This window comes from Azospirillum rugosum (assembly GCF_017876155.1).
GTDB lineage: Bacteria > Pseudomonadota > Alphaproteobacteria > Azospirillales > Azospirillaceae > Azospirillum > Azospirillum rugosum.
Genome location: NZ_JAGINP010000006.1, coordinates 209,477 through 230,229 on the forward strand (window position 1 = coordinate 209,477; position 20,753 = coordinate 230,229).

The following is a 20,753-nucleotide window of genomic DNA, read 5'->3' on the forward strand; positions in this document are numbered from 1 at the left end:
GTCTTAACCCGAGCGGTTTGGTGAAGTCGTGTCCGAGTACACCCAGAAGTCCACCGACGAACGTCATATGTCCAGCCGGATGGCCTGGCTTGAGGCCTTGGTGTCGGCCAACGGCGTCGGTCACGCTTTGCTTGCGCCGGACGGACGACTTCTCGTGGTCAACACGGCCTTTGCCGCCGCTTTCGGTTGCCTGCCGGACGATGTGGAAGGCAAGGGGCTGGAGGCGCTGGGCATCCCGGCGCCGCTCGTCCCGCAGATCACCGCCCAGCTGCGCCGCGTGGCCGCCACGGGCAACCCGCTCACCGCCCAGGGCTTGCTGCCGCAGGGGGAGGTGATGCTGACCCCCGTGCGCGACGCCGACGGCGCGGTGACGGCCATCGCCGCCATCGGCGACGTGGATGCCGCGGCCCTGGCCGCCGCGCGCGCGGAGGCCGCCCAGGCCCGCGCCGACCTGGAGAAGGCGCGCGCGGCCAGCGGCCGGTTCCTGTCGTCGGCCAGCCACGACCTGCGCCAGCCCTTCCAGGCGATGCACCTGTTCCACCACCTGCTGATGGGCCGCCTGACCGACCCGGCCTCGCGCGATCTGGGCGACAAGCTGGAGCAGGCCATCACGGGCGGCGAGACGCTGCTGCGCGCCCTGCTGGAGGTCTCCGCGCTGGAGGCCGGCACGGTCAAGGTGCATCCGCAGACCTTCCCGATCGACGAGACGCTGGGCCGCCTGCTTCAGGAATTCGCGCCGGAGGCGGAGGCCCGGGGGCTGCGCTTCAACGTCCGCCCGGCGGAGGCGGAGGTGGCGACCGACCCCGTGCTGCTGGAGCGGCTGCTTCGCCCGCTGCTGTCCAACGCCCTGCGCTACACCGAGAAGGGCGGGGTGCTGCTGGCCGCGCGCCGCCGCGGCGACGGCCTGCGGCTGGAGGTGTGGGACACCGGCATCGGCATCGCCCCGGCCGACCACGCGGCGGTCTTCGAGGATTTCCGCCAACTCGGCGCCACCAGCCGCGACCGCAAGCAGGGGCTGGGACTCGGGCTCGCCATCGCGCGGCGCCTGTCCGATCTGCTGGGGCTGCCGGTCACGCTGCGCTCCCGGCCCGGCAAGGGCTCCGTCTTCGCGGTCGACATTCCGCGCGCCGTGCAGGAACAGGCGAGCCACGCGGTGGGCGAGGCCAAGGCGCCGGAAATCCCGGCGGCCTGATTCCCCAAATCCCCGTTCGCGCAGGGTAGTCACGCCCACGCTTGCGCCGGCTCCATCGCCCATCCGCGCCGCGCCGGACTGGCGCCCCGACTCCATATCTCATGGGAGAGGCCAGGGTTCCTCCGGACCCCGGCGCCCGCGCGCCGTCTCGCGGCCTCCAACGGGAGGGGGCATGGTGCGGCCGACGACAAGGGCTTTGGGCGGGGCGGCGCTGGCCGCCGGCCTGCTGTGCGCGGCGGCGTCCGCGAACGCGACCTATCTCGACGATGAAGGGCGCGGCTGCGTCTTCGGGTACAAGTTCGGCATCGACCTGCTGGCCACCGGCTACAACCCCGGTCCCTATCCCGCCTACTGCCCACCACCCGTCGCCGTCTATCCGGCCCCGCCGGTCGCGGCGCCGACGGCTCCGCTCATTCTGGCAAAGGCGCCCCGCTACTACTGCACGGTGCGCTCGCCGGCCCTGGCGGGCGACCGCCTGTCGTCGCTGAGCGGAATCCTCTGCGGCGGGGACTCGGCTCTCGGGTCGGATTTGCGGGTGGATTCGCGGCGTTAGGCCCCACGGCTGATTGACAGGCCGGGGCTCCCTCCCTAAGGCTGTTCGGAAAAAGAAGTACAAAGTCGGGGAGGGTTTATCGATGCCGAACAGAGTCGCCGAAGCGGCGCCGCGCCACCTTGCCCGCGCCTGCAATCCAGGCGTGCCGCGCCCGATCGTGCTGCGCGCATTGCGTTTTGGCGCCGCCGCGAAACGTTCGTGTTCATAAAATCTTCAAGAGACCGTCGCGGGACGGCAACCCGCGCGCTGCATTCCAAACAAATCCACGCAAACGACCGGTTCTGACCGACCGGCACAGGGAGAGACCATCATGCTGACCCGCCGCACGCTCGCCGTCTCCACGGCCGCGTTTGCCTTGACCGCCGGGATCGCCGGCGCCGCCTTCGCCCAGCAGAAGACCGTCGTCGAGTTCTGGCACGGCCTGCCGCAGCCGCTCGGCGGCCAGCTGGAGCAGGTGGTGAAGGGCTTCAACGACAGCCAGGACAAGGTCCAGGTCAACCCCAGCTTCAAGGGCAACTACCCGGAGACGATGCAGGCGGCCATCGCCGCCTTCCGCGCCGGCAACGCCCCGCACGTCGTCCAGATGTTCGAGGTCGGCACCGCCACCATGCTGGCCGCAGGGCCGGCGGTGAAGCCGGTGCACCAGCTGATGAGCGAGACGAACACCGCCTTCGACGCCGAGGGCTACATCCCGGCGGTCCGCGGCTACTACTCGTCGAAGGACGGCAAGATGATGGCGCTGCCGTTCAACAGCTCCACCACCATCACCTTCTACAACAAGGACGCCTTCCAGAAGGCCGGCCTGGACCCGAGCAAGGCCCCGGCCACCTGGCCGGAGACCATCGAGGCCGTGCGCAAGCTGAAGGCCGCCGGCGTCGCCTGCCCGATGACCTTCTCCTGGCCGACCTGGACGCAGTTCGAACAGCTGGGCGCCCTCCACAACAAGCCCTTCGCCACCCAGGCCAACGGCTTCGGCGGGCTGAACGCCGAACTGAAGATCAACGACCCGTTCTTCGTGAAGCATCTCCAGACGCTGATGGACCTGCAGAAGGACGGGCTGATCCGCTACTCCGGCCGCGACAACGCCGCCGACCCGCTGTTCCCGGCGGGCGAGTGCGCCATCATCCAGGCCTCCTCCGGCCTGCGCGCGCGCATCGTGAAAGAGGCGAAGTTCGCCTGGGGCGCCGCCCCGCTGCCCTACTGGCCGGAGGCGGTGGACAGCCCGAAGAACTCCATCATCGGCGGCGCCGCCTTCTGGGTGATGACCTCGCCCAAGCGCACCCCGGCGGAGTACAAGGCCGTGGCCGACTTCTTCGCCTACATGTCCAAGCCCGAGGTGGACGCCAAGTGGCACATGGACACCGGCTACGTCCCGGTCACCCTGAAGGGCTTCGAGGCGGCCAAGCAGGCCGGCTTCTATGAGAAGAACCCCGGCGCCGACGTCCCCGCCCAGCAGCTGACCCGCACGGCCACCACGGAGAACACCATGGGCCTGCGGCTCGGCAACCTGCCGGAGATCCGCAACATCATCCAGGAAGAGATGGAAAAGGCCTTCCAGGGCCAGCAGACCGCCCAGCAGGCGCTCGACAACGCGGTGAAGCGCGGCAACACCGTGCTGCGCAACTTCGAACGCGCCAACAAGGGCTAAGGGCCGCAGTTTTTCCCTTCGGGGGCCCCTGAAGGGACAACCACTCACCGTCATTCCCGCGAAGGCGGGAATCCAGGGCATTCCGACCAGTGCACGAGGTGCCCTGGATCCCCGCCTTCGCGGGGATGACGGTCGAGGGGTCGTATTTATGATCAAAGCCCCCAACCCGGGACGGGAGAGGGAGAGCTTGAGGATTCCATGCAACGTCGCGTCATCTTCGACAACAAGGCGTTGCCCTACCTGCTGCTGGTGCCGCAGGTGGCGGTGACGTTGATCTTCTTCATCTGGCCGGCGGCCCAGGCGATCTGGCAGTCGGTCCACCTTCAGGACGCCTTCGGCCTGCGCGCCCAGTTCGTCTGGTTCGAGAATTTCGAGGCGGTGCTGACCGACCCCAACTATCTCGACACGCTGCGGATCACGGTGATCTTCTGCGCGGCGGTGACCCTGCTGTCGCTGGGGGCGGCGCTGCTGCTGGCGGTGCTGGCGGACTCGAAGATCAAGGGGGCCGGCGCCTACAAGACGCTGCTGATCTGGCCCTACGCGCTGGCGCCGGCCGTGGCGGCCGTACTGTGGATGTTCATCTTCAACCCGGAGATCGGCGTGCTGGGCCGCGCGCTGAACAACCTCGGCTACGCCTGGGACTACCGGCTGAACGACACCCAGGCGCTGGTCATGGTCGTCCTGGCGGCGAGCTGGAAGCAGGTGTCCTACAACTTCATCTTCTTCCTGGCGGGGCTCCAGGCCATCCCGCGCTCCGTCCTGGAGGCGGCGAGCATCGACGGGGCGAGCGCGTCGCGCCGCTTCTGGACGATCATCTTCCCGCTGCTGTCGCCGACCACCTTCTTCCTGCTGGTGGTGAACATCGTCTACGCCTTCTTCGAGACCTTCGGCACCATCCACGCGCTGACCCACGGCGGCCCCGGCAAGGCGACGGAGACGCTGATCTTCCGCGTCTACCAGGACGGCGTGGTCAATCACGACCTGGGCGCGTCGTCGGCGCAGTCGGTGATCCTGATGGTCATCGTGATCGGCCTGACCGCCATCCAGTTCCGCTTCGTCGAGCGCAAGGTGCATTACTCATGAGGCCCCAACGCAATTCCGACGAGCGCAAATCCGGCGGGGCGCTGGCAAGCCTGCTTCCCCACGCCATCCTGATCCTGGGCGTGCTGGTCTTCGCCTTCCCGATCTACATGACGCTGATCGGCTCCACCTGGGACGCCGCCACCATCGGGCGCGGCAACCTGCCGCTGACGCCGGGCGGGGAGCTGTTGACCAACTACAACGCCGCCTGGAACGAGACCCAGGGCACCCGCATCCTGCACACGCCCGTGCGGATCATGATGTGGAACAGCCTGGTCATGGCGTTGGTCATCGCGCTGGGCAAGATCGCCATCTCCATCCTGTCGGCCTACGCGGTGGCCTTCTTCCGCTTCCCGCTGCGGATGGTCTTCTTCTGGCTGATCTTCATCACGCTGATGCTGCCGGTGGAGGTCCGCATCATCCCGACCTACGAGGTCGTGGCGAACCTGGGCCTGATCGACACCTACGCCGGCCTGACCATCCCGCTGATCGCGTCGGCCACGGCGACCCTGCTGTTCCGGCAGTTCTTCCTGACCATCCCGGACGAGCTGGTGGAGGCCGCGAAGATCGACGGGGCGGGGGCGGTGCGCTTCTTCATCGACGTGGTTCTGCCGCTGTCGCGCACGAACATCGCGGCGCTGTTCGTCATCCTCTTCATCTACGGCTGGAACCAGTATCTGTGGCCGCTGCTGGTCACCAACAGCGCCGACATGGAAACCGTGGTCATCGGCATCACCAAGATGATCGGCAACGGCGAGGCCGCCACCGACTGGAACGTGATCATGGCCACCACGGTGCTCGCCATGCTGCCGCCAGTGGCGGTGGTGGTGCTGATGCAGCGGTGGTTCGTCAAAGGTCTTGTGGACAGCGAGAAATAAGAACATGGCAACGGTCGATCTGAATCGGGTCCGCAAGTCCTATGGGTCCGTCGAGGCCATCAAGGGCATCGACATCGCGATCGCGGACGGGGAGTTCCTGGTGCTGCTGGGGCCGTCCGGCTGCGGCAAGTCCACGCTGCTGCGCATGGTCGCCGGGCTGGAGAGCATCACCGGCGGCGAGATCGCCATCGGCGGGCGCGTGGTCAACGGGCTGGAGCCCAAGGACCGCGACATCGCCATGGTGTTCCAGAACTACGCGCTCTACCCGCACATGAGCGTGTTCGACAACATGGCCTACGGTCTGAAGATCCGCGGGCTGCCGAGGTCGGAGATCCAGGCCCGCGTCGCCAAGGCGGCGGAGATCCTGGAGCTTGGCCGCTTCCTCGACCGCCGTCCGAGCCAGCTGTCGGGCGGCCAGCGCCAGCGCGTCGCCATGGGCCGCGCCATCGTGCGCGAGCCCGCGGCCTTCCTGTTCGACGAGCCGCTGTCGAACCTGGACGCCAAGCTGCGCACCCAGATGCGGGTGGAGATCAAGCGGCTTCAGGATCGGCTGGGCATCACCAGCCTCTACGTCACCCACGACCAAGTGGAGGCGATGACTCTGGCCGACCGTATCCTGGTCATGAACCACGGCGTGGCGGAGCAGATCGGCACGCCGCTGGAGGTCTACCAGCGCCCGGCCAGCCTGTTCGTCGCCGGCTTCATCGGCTCCCCGCCGATGAACGTGCTGGACGCCCGCGTCGGCGCGGACGGGCAGGGCGTGGTTCTGTCCGGTGGCGCCGCCTTCGCATTGCCGGCGCCGCGGCCGGACCTCGCCAGCCGGCCACTTAAGCTGGGCGTGCGGCCGGAGCATCTGGTGGCCGGAGACGGGCCGCTGGCGGTGACGGTGGACCTTGTGGAGGCGCTGGGCGCCGACACGGTGATCTACGGCCGGCTGCCGGACGGGGAGGCGCTGGTGGTCCGCGTCAACGGCCTGCCGACCTGCCGCGAGGGGGAGACGCTGCGCCTGGACGCGCCGCCCGCGGCCCTGCACCTGTTCGACGCGGACACCGGCCGGCGTTTGCCGGATTGACGGAGCGGGGCGGCGCTGTTGCATTCGCCGCCGCCTCGTGTACCTCTACCGATCCGTCAATTCTGCGGAACCAAGGACAAGAAAAGCAATGAAGCTTTACCTGAAGCCGGGCGCCTGCTCGCTGTCGCCGCACATCGTCCTGCGCGAGAGCGGCCTGGCCTTCGACGTCGCGGCCGTCGACCTTGCCGCCAAGACGCTGGAAGACGGCGGCGATTTCCTGGCCGTCAACCCGAAGGGCCAAGTGCCGACGCTGGCGCTCGACGAGGGCGGCATCCTGACCGAGGGCGCGGCGATCGTGCAGTACGTCGCCGACCGCGCCCCGGACAGCGGCCTGCTGCCCGCCGTCGGCTCGCTGGAGCGCTACCGCGTTCTGGAGTGGCTGAACTTCATCGGTACGGAGCTGCACAAGACCTTCAGCCCGCTGTTCCGCCCGAACACGCCGGACGCGTTCAAGGACATCGTCAAGCAGACGTTGGCGACCAAGTTCGCGGTGGTGGAGGCCGGGCTCGCCGGCAAGGACTACCTGACGGGCGACCGCTTCACGGTGGCCGACGCCTATGGATTCACGGTGCTGCGCTGGGCTCCGCGCATCGGCCTGCCGCTGGACGGCTACCCGAACATCACCGCCTACATGGCGCGTGTGGCCGAGCGCCCGGCCGTGGCCGCGGCGCTGGCGGCGGAGGGGATTGCATAAGGCAGGCAGCGCATTGCCCCCACCCCGACCCTCCCCCGCTTCGCAGGGGAGGGAGTTTGGCGCGGAGCGGCGGCAGTCCCCTCCCCTGCGAAGCGGGGGAGGGTTAGGGTGGGGGCAAGTGAGGGCTTTTACGCCGCCGAACGCCCGCCGCCCGTGTTCCCGCCGCGGGCGGTCCCGTGGGGGGCCGGCCGGCGGTTGTGGCGGTTCTGCTGGTTGGCGGCGGACTTCGCCTTCAGCGGCTGGTCGCCGCCGACGCTGCCCTGCGGCTTGGCCGCGGCAGGCTTGGCGCCACCCTGCGCCTGCTGCGGACGGCCGCCTTGCGGTCGATTTTCCTGCGAGCGCGGCGGCCGCTGCGGCTTGGGGGCCGGCTTCGGCGGCTTGGCGGAGGAGGCGTGCAGGGCCGCCACGACAGCCGCGTGGTAGGGGTGGTCGTGGTCGGTCGGAACCGGCTGGCGAATCGTCTTCTCGATGGCCTTCAGGTAGGCCACCTCCTCCGCGTCGCAGAAGGACACGGCGCTGCCGTCGGTGCCCGCGCGGGCCGTGCGGCCGATGCGGTGGACGTAGCTTTCCGGCTCGTTCGGCAGGTCGAAGTTGATGACGTGCGTGATGCCGTCGATGTCGATGCCGCGCGCCGCGATGTCAGTCGCCACCAGCGCCTTCAGTTCGCCGCCGCGGAAGGACTCCAGCGCGCGGACGCGGGCCGACTGCGACTTGTCGCCGTGGATGGCGTCGGCGGGGACGCCGGCCTTCTTCAGATGCTCCGCGATGCGGTCGGCGCCGTGCTTGGTGCGGGCGAAGACGATGGTCCGCTCCATGGCGCCGTCCTGCAGCAGGTCGGCCAGCAGGCGGCGCTTGTCGGCGCGCTCCACGAACAGCACGCGCTGGGCGATCCGCTCCACCGTCGTGGACTGCGGGGCGACCTCGATGCGCGTGGCGTCGCGCAGGATGCTGTGGGCAAGGTCGACGACGCCGTCCGGCATGGTGGCGGAGAACAGCAGCGTCTGGCGCTGCTTCGGCAATGCTGCGACCACCTTCCGCACGTCGCGGATGAAGCCCATGTCGAGCATGCGGTCGGCCTCGTCCAGGACGAAGATTTCGATCTGGTCGAGCACGCACTGATTCTGCGCCATCAGGTCGAGCAGGCGGCCGGGGGTGGCGATCAGCACCTCCGTCCCGCGGGCGAGTGCGGCGACCTGCGGGCTCTGCCCGACGCCGCCGTGGATCACGGTGCGGCGCAGCGGCAGGTGGCGGCCGTAGGTGCGGAAGCTCTCGCCGATCTGCAAGGCCAGCTCGCGCGTCGGGGTCAGGATCAGGGAGCGCGGGGCCTTGGACTGCACGCGCTTCTTGGCCTGGAACAGGCGCTGGAGGATCGGCAGGGTGAAGGCGGCGGTTTTGCCGGTGCCGGTCTGGGCGAGGCCGAGCACGTCGCGGCCTTCCAGAAGAACGGGGATGGCGCCGGCCTGGATCGGCGTGGCGGTCTGGTAGCCTTCCTCCGCGACGGCGCGCAGAAGGGGCTCGATCAGGCCGAGGCCACTGAATTCGGTCATATGGGGTGGGTCCTGGTCACGTGAACTAAGGCTGCACCCGGGGGTGCGGCGTGGCTGGGGCGCTCCGCCGCGGGAGTGCGCGGAGCCATCAATTCACCGTGGGAACGGCGCACGGCGCCTCACCGGGACAACGGGATCCGGCACCCCAAAGCAAAATCGACCGCCCACACATAGGGGGTGGGGGTGGATTTGGCAAGCAAACAAGGCGGTTGGGGCCGGTTCGGACAGGAAATGTCGCGCCTGCCTCCTTACCCGGGGGCCTTCCCCGGGGAAGGAGGCGGCGGGACGGTCGTTGACGGTCAGCTCTTGCTGACCACGCCGCAGGCCACGCGGTCGCCGGAGTTGCCGGCCGGCTCGCTGGCGTAGTCGTCCGGCTGGGCGTGCACGACGAAGGTGGTGCCGCCGGGCTTGAACAGGCTGGCCTGCCCCTCGCCCAGGGTGACGGAGACGGTCACCGTCTCGAAGCCGCCCTTGCCGGACTCGTCCACCCAGAAGTTCGGCAGGTCGCCGGCGTGCGTCGGTGCGGCGTCGATGCCGTGCTGGCCGCCGTGCGGGTTGAAGTGGCCGCCGGCCGCCGCGAAGCTGGGCGTGCAGGTGCCGTTCTCATGGATGTGGACCGCGTGCCAGCCGGGCTTCAGCCCGTCCAGCTCGGCGTGGACCAGCAGGCCCTGCGGGAACTGCGTCAGCGTGATGGTGCCCAGCGCCTTGCCCTGCGCGTCGCTCATCGCCGCCTGGGCCTGCGGCTGGCCCGGACCCTGGGCGAAGGTCCCTGTCGCGAAGCCTGCCGCCATGATGGCGGTCGCGGCGAAGAGGGCCGCGCCGGCGGCCAGTGACATGCGTCTCATGCGTCTTGTCCCTCCCGTTGTGGACCGGTGCGGAATGGATCCGCCCGGATGCGCAAAATTGGGGGCCAAGGCGCATGGTCAAGTCAACGCACGCTTTCGGCCAACTGCGGCTTTTCGCCGCGCAAACGGCGCGGTATGTTTGCGAACGATTTGCATTATGATACGCGGGCGGGTTTCTGGGGACATCCATGGGGGACCCGAATCAGCGAAAGCCGGACCAGAAGGCCGGAACAAGAAGGGTGTTGGCGGGATGACGTCGCGGCTTGAGGCCTTGTGCCTGGAAAAGGGATTGAAGATGACCGGCCAGCGCCGCGTCATCTCGCAGGTTCTGTCCGAGGCGGACGACCACCCCGACGTGGAGGAGGTGCACCGCCGCGCGGTCGTCATCGACCCGCGCATCTCCATCGCCACCGTCTACCGCACCATGCGGCTGCTGGAGGACGCGCAGGTGATCGAGAAAGTCGACCTGGGCGACGGCCGCGCCCGCTACGAGGAAGCGTCCACCGACCACCACCATCACCTGATCGACACGCGCAATGGCCGCATCATCGAATTCGCCAGCCCGGAGCTTGAGGCGCTGAAGGAGCGCATCGCCCGCGAGCTGGGCTACCGCATCGTCGGGCACCGGCTGGAGATCTACGGGATTCCGTTGGGTGCGGATGGGAACGACGACGCAGACGAACCGGTGGACAAAGGGGTGCCTGTATGAAGGATGACGCGCGCCTGCTGACGCTCGACTCCATTCCGCCGGAAAGCTTCGGCTGCCAGGACGCGGTGCGGCGCTGCTACGCCGGCCTGTGCAGCTGCGGCCAGCCGGAGCGCTACGCACTGGAAGCGGCCGTCACCGTCTTCCGCTACCACAACCCGGACAGCACGCCCTTCCTGGCGGAAACCATCGTCAGCCAGTGGGTGGCCGGTCCGGTCCGGCACTGAACGGTTCGGCACCGAACGTCAGCGCCGCCGTTTCTTCACCAGGGCTTCCGGCGTGAAATCATCCGGCTTCATCGGCCTGTCGAAGACCGGGGGCCTCAGCTCGTTGTCGATGCCGCTGACCACGTAGCGGCCGCCGTCCAGGTCGTAGGTGATCTCCATCGCCGGCGCGAAGCCCGGCAGCTGCGGATAGGCGACCCCGTGCGCCTCCGCGTAGCGGACCAGATTGCCCTTGGCGTCGTAATGGTCGGCCATGACGATCTGCCAGGAATCCTCGTCCAGGTAATAGGTGCGCTCCGGCAGCGCGTGCCGGAAGTTCGGCTTCAGCTTCGCTTCCACGACCCAGACCCGGTGCAGCTCGTAGCGCAGGAACTGCGGGTTGGGGTGCGAGGACCACAGGAAATCCACCGGCGCCAGCCCGGCGACGTTCATCCGGTTGGCGTTGTAGGGCACGTACATCTCCCGCCGCGACACCAGCGTGAAGTCGAAGCGGTCCAGCGGCCCGCTGAACATGTCCAGCATGTCGGCGGTGCGGATGCCGCCGGTGGCCGGGTCCGGCCGGTCATAGACGAAGTCGTTCGCGCGCACCACCTTGCCGCTCTCCCCCGCGCGGAACCAGGCGCCGAACCCCGCCTGGATGGGGTTCAGCGTCCCTTGCAGGATCAGGGTCGTCCCAGCCTCCTCCTTCGGCGTCAGGGTCGTGCGGCGGTAGAGAAGGGGGCGGCCGTCCTGCCCGGCGGCGTAGCTGGACAGCCAGTCCTCGCGGTAGAGCGTCTGCGTCATGGCTCCGGTCGCTTCCGACAGGACCGTCGCGCCGGTGCGGCTGACCGACTCGCCGCGCCAGCGCAGGATGTGGTTCCACATCGCCTGCACGCCGTTGGCCGGGATCGGGAAGGGGACGCCCACGCGCGCGCCGTTCAGCGCCAGGCCGTTCTCGCCCAGCTTGGCGCGCTTGGCGTTCTCCACCGACTCGTCGTAGACGCGTTGCGGGGCGGCGGCGCTGCGCCGGGACGGGAAGACCGGGATCGCGAAGGTCGGGTGCTTCTGCAGAAGCTCCTGCAAGCCCCCCGACAGGCGGATCTTGTAGCGCTCCAGGTCGGCGGGCTCGACGGTGAACCAGCGCCCGTCCTCGTCGTAGGGGTCGGGCAGGGCGCGGCCGGGCACGGCGTCGTCCGGCATCGCGGTCAGGCCGCCGGCCCAGGGCGGGATCGCCCGCGTCCTGTTCCCCGCCCGCACGGCGCCGAAGGGAGTCAGCTCCTCCCCCAGCGCGGGGACCTTGGCGGGGGGAGCCTTGTCCTGGGCCTGGGCAGGAAACGGCAAGGCGGGAAGGGGCAGGGCGGAGAGCGCCAGCAGGATGGCGGCGAAAAGACGGTTCATGGGGCCGGCAGTCGGAAGAGGTGCCGGAAAATACCCCATTTGGCCGGCGCGGGTCATCAGGAGGCTGGCATGACCTCGTCGATGTAGTGCGGTTCCGGGCGGCGGTGGAGTTCCTCGTAATGGACCAGCACGGGCTCGCCGAGCGGGACCGGTGTTCCGTCCCGCCAGGCCCATTCGCCGCGGTCGCAGTCCGCGGCCCGGACGTAGCCGTTGATGTAGAGCCGCCGGTCGTGGCCCAAGCCGTTGGTGCCGGTGCGGTTCGGGCCGGAGCCGTGGATGGTGTGCGGGTGCCACAGCCCGACGTCGCCGGGCTCCAGGACGAAGTCCACCAGCCGCGACGGGTCGAGCCCGGCCTGCTCCAGCGCGTCCTCCGCGATGCCGGTGCCCAGCACGCTGCCCCGCGCGGCGAGCGGCACGTCGCCCAGGAGGTGGCTGCCGGGGTAGATGCGCATCGCGCCGCTGTCCGCGGTGTGCGGGTCCACGGCGATGCCGGTCTGGACGTAGGAGTCGCCGAGATTCCGATACGCTTCCCGCGGGCGGCGGAAGCGGCTGTCCTGGTGGAAGGCGTAGTCGCCGCCGGCCGCCCCCGGCGGTTTCCAGTGCATCTGGTTGATGATCTGCTTCACGTCGCGGCCGACCAGCGGCTCGACGATCCGCAGCATGCGCTCGTCCTGGCGGATCGCGTTCAGGACCGGGTCGCCGTAGGACGGCCACTGCACCATGCGCACCGTGTGCCCGATCGCCGGGTCGTCGGCGACGCGGACGTGAAAATTGCCGTGGCGGAAGCTGCGCGGGTGGGCCAGCCCGGCCGCGTACTGCCGGTTGAAGGCGGCGGCGAGCCTAGCCACCTCGTCGGCGGAGAAGACGCCGCGCAAAACCACGAAACCGTCCCGGCGGTAGCGGTCCCGCAGGGTGCCGGGGTCGGTCGGGAAGGGCAGGGGCATGGTCGGCGCCTCGGCGGCAGACGGTGATGGCGAACGTCCACCCTGATGATTTGCCTTGGCGTGCGCGAACGCAACCCCGCCGGGTGTGACATCTCCACCGGCTGGCCCCATCCACCGGCCGGGCGATCTCAAAAGGCGCGGCCTTCAGAAATCACGGCCCCTCAAAAATTACGAACGAACCGGTCCACATCCTCCAGCGCCGTGTCGACCACCGCGGCCAATCCGGCCAGCTGCGGCCAGGGGGCCTCGGCCGCCGCGGCGTGCTCCAGCTCCTGCGCGGCGTTGCCCAGCGCCTTGGCGCCCGCGTTGCGCGAGCAGCCCTTCAGGTTGTGGGCGCAGCCGCGCAGGCGGACGGCGTCCTGCGCGGCCAGCGCCGCGGCGAGGTCGCGGCCGATGCTTCGGCTGACCGTGACGAAGTCGTTCAGCAGCTCCTGGATCAGCGAGCGGTCATCGCCGCAGAGCTGGCGCAGCGAGGTCAGGTCGATCGCCGGAGGAACGCTTTCGCCGGACGCTTCCGCCTCCGCCGGCTTCGGCATGGTGTCCGCCGGCTTGGGCGCTGTGGATGGCGCCCCGGTGGCGGGCGTTTCGCCGGCGGGCGCGGGCGGCAGGAAGCGGGCCAGCGCCGCGCCGAGCTGGGTGAGGTTCAGCGGCTTGCTCAACACGCCGTCCATGCCCGTGGCGTGGTAGCGCTCGACGTCGGCGGGGGCGGCGTTGGCGGTGATGGCGATGATCGGCAGGTGGGTCCCGCTGTTGCGCTCGGCGGCGCGGATGCGGCGGGTCAGCTCGAAGCCGTCCACCTCCGGCATCTGGATGTCGGTCAGCAGAAGCGCGTAGCGCTTGGCGTTTGCGGCGGCCAGCGCCTCCGCTCCGCCGTTGGTCAGCTCCGCCGTGTAGCCCAGCGAGTTGAGCTGCATCAGCAGGACCTTGCGGTTGATCGGGTTGTCCTCCGCCACCAGGATCAGGCGGCCCTGGGCCTCGGCCTCCTCCAGGCTGGGCGGCGCCGCCGCGGTCTGCAGCGGGTGGGGCGCCGCGTCGAAGCGCGCCGGACCGGCCCCGGCGGACAGGTCGCCCCCGCCCTCCGGCAGGGCGCGCCCGGCGGCGACGGCCACGGCGCGCAGCAGGACCGAGCGGCGCACCGGCCGGGACACCGGGATCGCCCCTTCCGGCGCGCGGCTCAATCCGGAGGCTGGATGGCAGAGCAGGACGGTCGGCACCTGCGGTTCGCCGGTGCGGCGCCCCAGCACCTGCGGGGCCTGCGCGGCGGCCGGGGTGTGCAGCCCCTCGTCCACCACCACCACGTCCAACTCCTGGCCGGAAGCCTGGGCCATGCGCGCCTGGGCCGCCAGGGCGCTCGGCTCCCCGGCGGGCAGGACGCGGGCGCCCGCCGTTTCCAGGTAGCAGGAGACGAAGCTGCGCTCCATGTCCTCCGGCAGGCCGATCAGGACGGTCAGGCCGGACAGGTCGGCGTCGGGCTGCGGCGCCTCGGACAGCGGCGTGGCCGCGGTCGTCTCGCCCAGGGTCAGGTCGACCCAGAAGGTGGAGCCGCAGCCGGGCGTGCTGTCCACGCCGATCTCGCCCCCCATCAGCGACACCAGCCGCCGGCAGATCGACAGGCCGAGCCCGGTGCCGCCGAAGCGCCGCGTGGTGGAGCTTTCCGCCTGGGTGAAGGGCTGGAACAGGCGCTTGCGCGCGGCCTCGGTGATGCCGATGCCGGTGTCCGTCACGTCGATGCGCAGGCGCGTCCAGCCGTCCTCCTTCCCGGCCAGCGAGGCCTGCACGACGATGCGCCCGGCCTCGGTGAACTTGATGGCGTTGCCGCCCAGGTTGAACAGGATCTGGCGCAGCCGGACGGGGTCGCCGAGCAGCGTCTGCGGGATCGCCGGGTCGACGTAGGTCAGGAGCACCAGCCCCTTGTTGCGCGCGGCCGGGGCCAGCGTGTCGGCCACGCCCTCGATCAGGGCGGGGACGGAGATGGGCACCTGCTCCAGGTCCATCTTGCCGGCCTCGATCTTTGAGAAGTCGAGGATGTCGTCGATGATGCGCAGCAGCGAGGTCGCCGACTCGCGCATCGTCGCCAGCGTGTCCTGCTGCCCGGCGTCGAGCTGCGTGCGCTCCAGCAGCTCCAGCATGCCCAGGACGCCGTTCATCGGCGTGCGGATTTCGTGGCTCATGGTGGCGAGGAAGGCGGATTTGGCCGAGGTCGCCTGCTCCGCCTGCTCCTTGGCGATCTCCATCTGGCGCTCGGCCAGCTTGCGCCGGGTGATGTCGTAGACCCAGGCCAGGAAGACCGGGCGGCCGTCGAGCTGCGTCGGGTCGACCGACACCAGCGCCCAGAAGGTGGAACCGTCGGCCCGGCGCAGCCGCACCTCCGCGTCGCGCAGCTGGCGGCGGAAGAAGGTCCAGTGCGTCTCCTGCATCTCCTCGTCGCCGGCGTCGACGAACAGGTCGGCGATGCTGGCGCCGTTCAGCCGGTCCTTCGGGACGCCCAGCAGGTTCACCAGCCGGTCGTTGCACACCGCGATGGCGCCGTTTGCGTCGTAGGCGCAGACGCCGACCGGGCTCGATTCCAGGATGGCGCGCATCTGCTCGCGGCTCTGCCGCAGCTCGTGCGTGCGCTCCGCCACCTTGGTCTCGATCGACATGATGTAGTCGTAGGCGCGCAGCGCCGCGATGACCGCGGTGAACAGCCCTTCCGCCGACAGGTCGGCCTTGGACTTGTAGTCGTTGATGTCGTAGTCGACGATGACGTCGCGCTGGGGCGCCTGGCCGGGCTGGCCGGTGCGCAGGATGATGCGGACGTCGCGGTTGCCCAGATCGTTGCGGATCCAGTGGACCAGCTTCAGGCCGGCATCGTCCTCCTCCATCACCACGTCCAGCAGGATGACGGCGATGTCGCGCCGGTCGGACAGGATGCTGCGCGCCTCGGCCGCCGTCATGGCGCCGAGCAGGTCGAGCCGCCGGCCCTGGAACTGCACGTCGGCCAGCAGCAGGCTGGTCATGGAATGGACGTCCTGCTCGTCGTCGACGACCAGGATGGGCCAGGGCGGCCGTGTGGACACCGCCTCGCCGTCTTCCTCGGCGAACAGGATCTCGTCGTCGCTGTCCAGCGCGAGCGTGTCGCCCGTCATGCCATCACCGTCCCTGCCGCTTCCATCCCCGCCGGTGTTTCGCCGGGCGTTTCGTCCGGTGCCCCGGCCGGCGCCCCAGCCGGCGCCTCTGCGGCGTCGGTCATCCGCGGCGCCGACTTGGGGATGCGCACGATAAAGGTGGTACCCCTTTGGGGTGTGCTGTCAACGGAGATTCGCCCGCCGAGCGACTGCGTCACCAGATTGAACACGATGTGGAGGCCGAGCCCGCTGCCCCCGGTGCCCCGTTTGGTGGTGAAGAAGGGCTCGAAGACGCGGGACAGGTTGTCGGGGGGGATGCCCGCCCCGTCGTCGGAGAAGCGGATCTCCACCTCCTCCTCCGGCGTCTCCTCCACCGTCAGCACCATGCGCCCTTCCGCCTGGTCGTGGAAGGCGTGGGTCAGCGCGTTGATGACCAGGTTTGTGATGATCTGGCTGAGCGCGCCGGGGTAGCTGTCCATCTTGATGTCGTCCGGGCACTCGATGGCGACCTTGTGCGGGCTCTTGCGCAGGCGGGGACCCAGCGAGGTGATGATCTCCTCCAGATAGGCGCGCAGCTCGAACCGCCGGCGCTCCTGGCTGGTCTGGTCCACGGCGACGCGCTTGAAGCTCTGGATCAGCTCGGCGGCGCGGGTCAGGTTCTGCTCGATCAGGCGCGACGATTCGCCCGCCGCCGCGACGTAGGCGACGAGGTCGGACTTCTTCATGGCGCCCTTCTCGAAGGCTTCGGTCAGCGCGCGCGTCTTGGACGCCAGGTGCGTGGAGCAGCCGTAGGCGATGCCGACCGGCGTGTTGATCTCGTGCGCGACGCCGGCGACCAGCAGCGCCAGCGAGGCCATCTTCTCCGCCTGCACCAGGCTGTCCTGCGTCTCCTTCAGGTCGGCGTAGGCGGTTTCCAGTGCCTCCATGGCGTTGAAGACCTCCTCGGCGGACCGTGCCTCCACCGTCACGTCGGTGAAGGTGCGGACGAAGCCACCCTCCGGCAGGGGGTTGGAGCGCACCTCGATGATCGTGCCGTCCGGGCGCCGCCGCTTGAAGGCGAAGGGCTGGTCGGGGATGGCGGCGACCTGCTCCAGCTCCAGGTCGGGGTCGATGCTGAACTCCTCGAAGGCGCCGCGGTCGCGCTGGATGCGCACGATGTCCGGGAACAGCGGGTTGGTCGCCAGGAACTCCGCCGGGACGTCCAGCAGCTCCGCCGCGCGCCGGTTGGACATCACGACCCGCAGGTTGCGGTCCACCATGATGATGCCCTGGTCGGTGTTGTCGAGCGTGATCTGCAGCACGTTGCGTTCGCGGGCGAGGTCCCGCTCCGCCTGCATCCGCTCGGTCACGTCGGACATGGTGCCGGTCAGGCGGATGGCCGTGCCCTCGACGTTGCGCAGCGCGGTGGACCGGTCCTCGATCCAGGCCCAGCGCCCGTCGCGCCGCCGCATGCGGTAGATGGAGGTGTAGGCCACCGCCTTGTCGCGCAGGCGGCGGCGGGATTCCGCGACCACGCGCCGCATCTCGTCGGGGTGGATCAGGGCCGCCCAGGTCTCCGCCGTCATGGCCAGCTCGTTGGGGCCGTAGCCGAGCAGGGCCGGGAACTCCTTCGACCACCAGTACTGGCCGGTGCGCAGGTCGTAGTCCCACACGGAGGAGCGCGTGGCGGCGATGGCCAGCCCCAGCCGCTCCTCGCTCTGGCGCAGCGCCGCCTCCTCCTCGTCCAGGCGGACGAGCATGCCGTTGTAGGCGGCGATGACGCGGCCCAGCTCGTCGGCGGACACCCACTGCACCGGCCGGCGCACATGGTCCTGCTCGGCCGCGCGGATCGAATCGATGAGCCGGCCCAGAGGCACGCCGATGGTCAGCCGGTGCGCGGCCAGCGCCGTGACCACCGTGCCGAACAGCATCAGCGACAGCAGCCACAGGGTGTTCACCACCTCCTGCCGGATCTGCTCGTCCACCGTGGCGTAGCTGAAATGGAGCGTCAGGGTGCCCAGCCGGCGCGCCTGCACCTGGATGACGCGGCGCACCGCCTCGTGCCCGGCGAAGACCCGGCAATCCGCCCCCGGCCAGGCGAAATAGCCGTCGGCCAGCTCGTCCTCGACCTCGATGCACAGAAGCTCGCGGTTGACGGAGATCGCCTGGATGTTGTTGCGGATGGCCGGGACGTCCACCGTCCACAGGCTGGACGACAGGGCGACCGCGTTGATCTCCGCGACCGCCTCGATCCGGTCGCGCAGCGCGCCGCGCAGGTCGTTGTACTTGCTGTAGAAGAAGATCGCCGAGAAGCCCAGCGTGGTCAGGGTCAGAATCGGGAACAGGATCAGCAGGAACTTGGCCGACACCGTCGGCACCTTCTTCCAGGCCTGCTCAATCACCGTCATCGGGCACCGTCATCGGGGCATTCCAAACCCGGTCCGTTCCAAGGGTATGCCGGCGCGCGGCCCCGGTCCCTTTCCGTCACGGGGTTGTACTATCATCGGGCGCCGCCCGTCCATGGTGCAGGAAGGGCGGCCGGCGGCGAGAGCGCGGCAAAAGTGCCGCAACCCCGGCAACCACCTTGAGATTCCCGCACCCTATGCACTACTCTGCGTGCGCATCGCCGCGCGAAAACGCTGCGCTTGCGGCAACAGCGAGGATGTCCATGGAATTCGAAGCGCGCCAAAGCCTCCAGCTCGTCGAGGTGCGCATGTCCGGCCGGTTGGAATTCACCGACCATGACCGCCTGCCGGACATCGTCGAGCTTTTGGACCAGCCGGGCTTGGGACAGTTCGTGCTCGACCTGTCGGACCTCGCCTTCATCGATTCCGCCGGTCTCGGCATGCTCCTGATCCTTCAGGAGGAGGCGGAACAGCGCAACGCGAAGCTGGTCGTCCGCGGGCCGCGCGACGACGTCCGGCGTTCCCTGGACTTGGCTCGGATCGGTGACATCCTCACGATTGAATATTGAGCCGGCCCTGACCGCGCCGACGCTCCCCCCCGCGCGGGCCTTCTGCGTGGTGCGCGACCGCGTGCCGGCCGACATCGCCGCCCGGGCGGCGGCGCGCTTTGGGCTCGCGAAGGAAGGGGCGGGGGCGTCGCGCTCCACCGCCGCGATGCTGGTGGCCGAGGCGAGCCGCGACACGGTCCGCCGGGCGCTCGACCAGAACAGCTTCCTCACCGTCGAGCTGACGGAGCTGGAGGACACCACCGGCGCCATCGACGGCGACTGGCTGGGCGCGCCGCCGGTCGAACACGGCTTCTACCTGTCGCTGACCACCGGCACCGCCTACGGCATGCAGTGCGCCGTCCTGGTCTGCGACGAGCTGGCGCGCCGCGGCGTTCTGCGGCCGGAGCGGCGCGGCAACATCGAGCTGTGCCTGCACGAGGCCATCGCCAACGCCATCGTCCACGGCAACATGGGCATCCCCAGCTCCGCCAAGGAACAGCCGGAGGGCTACCGGCTGTTCGGCCAGCTTCTGAAGGAACGGCTGGGCGACCACGACGTGCGGCAGCGCCGGCTCGACATCTTCGCGCGCTGGGCCGGCGACAGCCTGAACATCGCCGTCGTCGACCAGGGCGGCGGCTTCGACACCTCGGCCCTGCCGGAGCAGGCCGACGGCAACGCCCATTCCGGCCGCGGCTTCCTGTTCATGCGGGCGCTGGCCAAGCGGGTCAGCGTGACCGACGGCGGCCGCTGCACCGTCCTGCACTTCGATCTGTGACCGGTTCCCATGGCCATTTCGCTCGCCGCCAGCCGCGTCCTCATCGTTGACGACAACGAGTTCAACCGGAAGTCGCTGGCGCTGATCATCCGTCGCGCGGGGCTGACGCAGATCGAATTCGCGGAGAATGGCGTGGAGGGGCTGCGCAAGGTCGCGTCCTTCCGGCCGGACCTCGTGCTGCTCGACGTCAACATGCCGGTGATGGACGGGCTGGAGATGTGCCGCCAGCTGCGCCGCAGCGCGACGCACGAGGAGCTGCCCGTGCTGTTCCAGACCGCGCTGGACAGCGACGAGGAGCAGGTCCGCTGCTTCGAGGCGGGGGGCAGCGACCTCATCTCCAAGCCGATCAAGCCCGGCGAATGCGTCGCCCGCGTCCGCCACCAGCTGGAAAAGCGCAAGCTGTTCAACGACCTCGCCAACTTCCGGGAGCGGGTGGAGCGGGAGCTGAAGCACGCCCAGGCGATGCAGCTGTCCCTGCTGCCCGAGCCGAAGCGGCTGCAGGCCATCGCGGAGCGGTACGAGCTGGTGCTGGACGCCCATTTCGAGACCTCGTCGGAGCTGGGCGGCGACTTCTGGAACGTCTACCCGCTGGACGACAACCGCGTTGCCTTCCTGATCGCCGACTTCGCGGGCCACGGCATCACCGCGGCCATCAACGCCTTCCGCCTGCACACGCTGATCGACCGTTTCCCCATGCAGCACGTGCCGCCGTCGGAATGGCTGGCGAACCTGAACGGCGCCTTGAAGGACGTGTTGCCGACGGGGCAGTTCGCCACCGCCTTCTTCGGCATCCTCGACCTGCACACCGACACGCTGACCTACGCGTCGGCCGGCGCGCCGAATCCGGTGCTGGGGGTGGGCGGCGACATCCGGCTGCTCGACTCCGCGGGCCTGGTGCTCGGCGCCTCGCGGCGGGCGAAGTATGTGGACCGCAGCCTGCGCCTGCCGCGCGGGGGCTTCCTGTTCCTCTACAGCGACGCGCTGATCGAATGCAGCGGCGAGGGCAACGGCCCGATCGGCCAGGACGGCGTGCCGGACGTCCTGCGCGGGGCCCTGGCGATCAACCGGACGCAGCCGCTGATCCCGCTGCTCGACCACTTCTACGCCCGCACGAAGCAGCCGCTGCGCGACGACCTGACGACCGTGTGGATCGCCCGGCGTCCATAACTCCAGCGTCCA

The 20,753-nt window shown here is 69.6% G+C and carries 18 protein-coding genes; 12 read left to right on the plus strand and 6 right to left on the minus strand.

Annotation, left to right across the window (positions count from 1 at the left end; translation table 11 throughout):
* Nucleotides 1-28 precede the first annotated feature (28 nt).
* The 7 genes from J2851_RS10730 to gstA all read left to right on the plus strand — a co-directional run bounded on the left by J2851_RS10730 (nt 29) and on the right by gstA (nt 7,117).
* Entirely contained in the window at nt 29-1,192 is a 1,164-nt protein-coding gene (locus J2851_RS10730; protein ID WP_307419411.1) for a PAS domain-containing sensor histidine kinase, read from the plus strand.
* Nucleotides 1,193-1,364: 172 nt separating this feature from the next.
* Nucleotides 1,365-1,745, plus strand: coding sequence for a hypothetical protein (locus J2851_RS10735; protein ID WP_209766258.1), 381 nt, complete (start codon nt 1,365-1,367; stop codon nt 1,743-1,745).
* A 310-nt stretch (nt 1,746-2,055) separates the two neighbouring features.
* A complete protein-coding gene (gene ugpB, locus J2851_RS10740) occupies nt 2,056-3,393 on the plus strand; it encodes a sn-glycerol-3-phosphate ABC transporter substrate-binding protein UgpB (protein WP_209766259.1) in 1,338 nt (445 codons plus the stop codon).
* Nucleotides 3,394-3,591: 198 nt separating this feature from the next.
* Nucleotides 3,592-4,476 (plus strand): sn-glycerol-3-phosphate ABC transporter permease UgpA, encoded by an 885-nt coding sequence (gene ugpA, locus J2851_RS10745; RefSeq protein ID WP_209766260.1) that lies wholly within the window; start codon nt 3,592-3,594, stop codon nt 4,474-4,476.
* A complete protein-coding gene (gene ugpE, locus J2851_RS10750; protein ID WP_209766261.1) occupies nt 4,473-5,351 on the plus strand; it encodes a sn-glycerol-3-phosphate ABC transporter permease UgpE in 879 nt (292 codons plus the stop codon). Before ugpA ends, ugpE begins: the two co-directional genes overlap by 4 nt.
* 4 nt (nt 5,352-5,355) lie before the next feature.
* Nucleotides 5,356-6,423, plus strand: a complete 1,068-nt coding sequence (locus J2851_RS10755; RefSeq protein ID WP_209766262.1) for a sn-glycerol-3-phosphate import ATP-binding protein UgpC — start codon at nt 5,356-5,358, stop codon at nt 6,421-6,423.
* An 88-nt stretch (nt 6,424-6,511) separates the two neighbouring features.
* Nucleotides 6,512-7,117 carry a glutathione transferase GstA gene (gene gstA, locus J2851_RS10760; RefSeq protein ID WP_209766263.1) on the plus strand — a complete coding sequence of 202 codons (606 nt, stop codon included), beginning with the start codon at nt 6,512-6,514 and terminating at the stop codon, nt 7,115-7,117.
* Between the two features lie 128 nt (nt 7,118-7,245).
* Here the strand turns inward: gstA and J2851_RS10765 are convergent, their stop codons facing one another.
* Both J2851_RS10765 and J2851_RS10770 read right to left on the minus strand, forming a co-directional pair.
* Entirely contained in the window at nt 7,246-8,664 is a 1,419-nt protein-coding gene (locus J2851_RS10765; RefSeq protein ID WP_209766264.1) for a DEAD/DEAH box helicase, read from the minus strand.
* A gap of 299 nt (nt 8,665-8,963) precedes the next feature.
* A complete protein-coding gene (locus J2851_RS10770) occupies nt 8,964-9,509 on the minus strand; it encodes a superoxide dismutase family protein (protein ID WP_246500565.1) in 546 nt (181 codons plus the stop codon).
* 250 nt (nt 9,510-9,759) lie between these two features.
* Between J2851_RS10770 and J2851_RS10775 the strand changes: the two genes are divergently transcribed.
* On the plus strand, nt 9,760-10,218 hold the full coding sequence (locus tag J2851_RS10775) for a Fur family transcriptional regulator (RefSeq protein ID WP_209766265.1): 459 nt from the start codon (nt 9,760-9,762) through the stop codon (nt 10,216-10,218).
* Nucleotides 10,215-10,442: a hypothetical protein gene (locus J2851_RS10780; RefSeq protein WP_209766266.1), complete on the plus strand. Its 228-nt coding sequence runs from the start codon at nt 10,215-10,217 to the stop codon at nt 10,440-10,442. Before J2851_RS10775 ends, J2851_RS10780 begins: the two co-directional genes overlap by 4 nt.
* 18 nt (nt 10,443-10,460) lie before the next feature.
* Here J2851_RS10780 and J2851_RS10785 read toward each other — a convergent pair whose 3' ends face one another.
* The 4 genes from J2851_RS10785 to J2851_RS10800 form a co-directional block, all read right to left on the minus strand.
* Nucleotides 10,461-11,816 carry a DUF1329 domain-containing protein gene (locus J2851_RS10785; RefSeq protein ID WP_209766267.1) on the minus strand — a complete coding sequence of 452 codons (1,356 nt, stop codon included), beginning with the start codon at nt 11,814-11,816 and terminating at the stop codon, nt 10,461-10,463.
* Nucleotides 11,817-11,872: 56 nt separating this feature from the next.
* Nucleotides 11,873-12,760, minus strand: coding sequence for a phytanoyl-CoA dioxygenase family protein (locus J2851_RS10790; protein WP_209766268.1), 888 nt, complete (start codon nt 12,758-12,760; stop codon nt 11,873-11,875).
* Nucleotides 12,761-12,921: 161 nt separating this feature from the next.
* Nucleotides 12,922-15,888, minus strand: coding sequence for a hybrid sensor histidine kinase/response regulator (locus J2851_RS10795; protein ID WP_209766269.1), 2,967 nt, complete (start codon nt 15,886-15,888; stop codon nt 12,922-12,924).
* A complete protein-coding gene (locus J2851_RS10800; protein ID WP_209766270.1) occupies nt 15,885-18,254 on the minus strand; it encodes a PAS-domain containing protein in 2,370 nt (789 codons plus the stop codon). The genes J2851_RS10795 and J2851_RS10800 overlap by 4 nt, the downstream gene beginning before the upstream one ends.
* A gap of 260 nt (nt 18,255-18,514) precedes the next feature.
* Here J2851_RS10800 and J2851_RS10805 point away from each other — a divergent pair, with 260 nt between their 5' ends.
* The 3 genes from J2851_RS10805 to J2851_RS10815 are packed head-to-tail and all read left to right on the plus strand — an operon-like array spanning nt 18,515 to nt 20,741.
* The gene (locus J2851_RS10805; RefSeq protein WP_209766271.1) at nt 18,515-18,820 is read left to right on the plus strand and encodes an STAS domain-containing protein; all 306 of its coding nucleotides are present in this window, start codon (nt 18,515-18,517) and stop codon (nt 18,818-18,820) included.
* A complete protein-coding gene (locus J2851_RS10810) occupies nt 18,810-19,574 on the plus strand; it encodes an ATP-binding protein (RefSeq protein WP_211114283.1) in 765 nt (254 codons plus the stop codon). Before J2851_RS10805 ends, J2851_RS10810 begins: the two co-directional genes overlap by 11 nt.
* Nucleotides 19,575-19,583: 9 nt before the next feature.
* The gene (locus tag J2851_RS10815) at nt 19,584-20,741 is read left to right on the plus strand and encodes a PP2C family protein-serine/threonine phosphatase (RefSeq protein ID WP_209766272.1); all 1,158 of its coding nucleotides are present in this window, start codon (nt 19,584-19,586) and stop codon (nt 20,739-20,741) included.
* Nucleotides 20,742-20,753 lie beyond the last annotated feature (12 nt).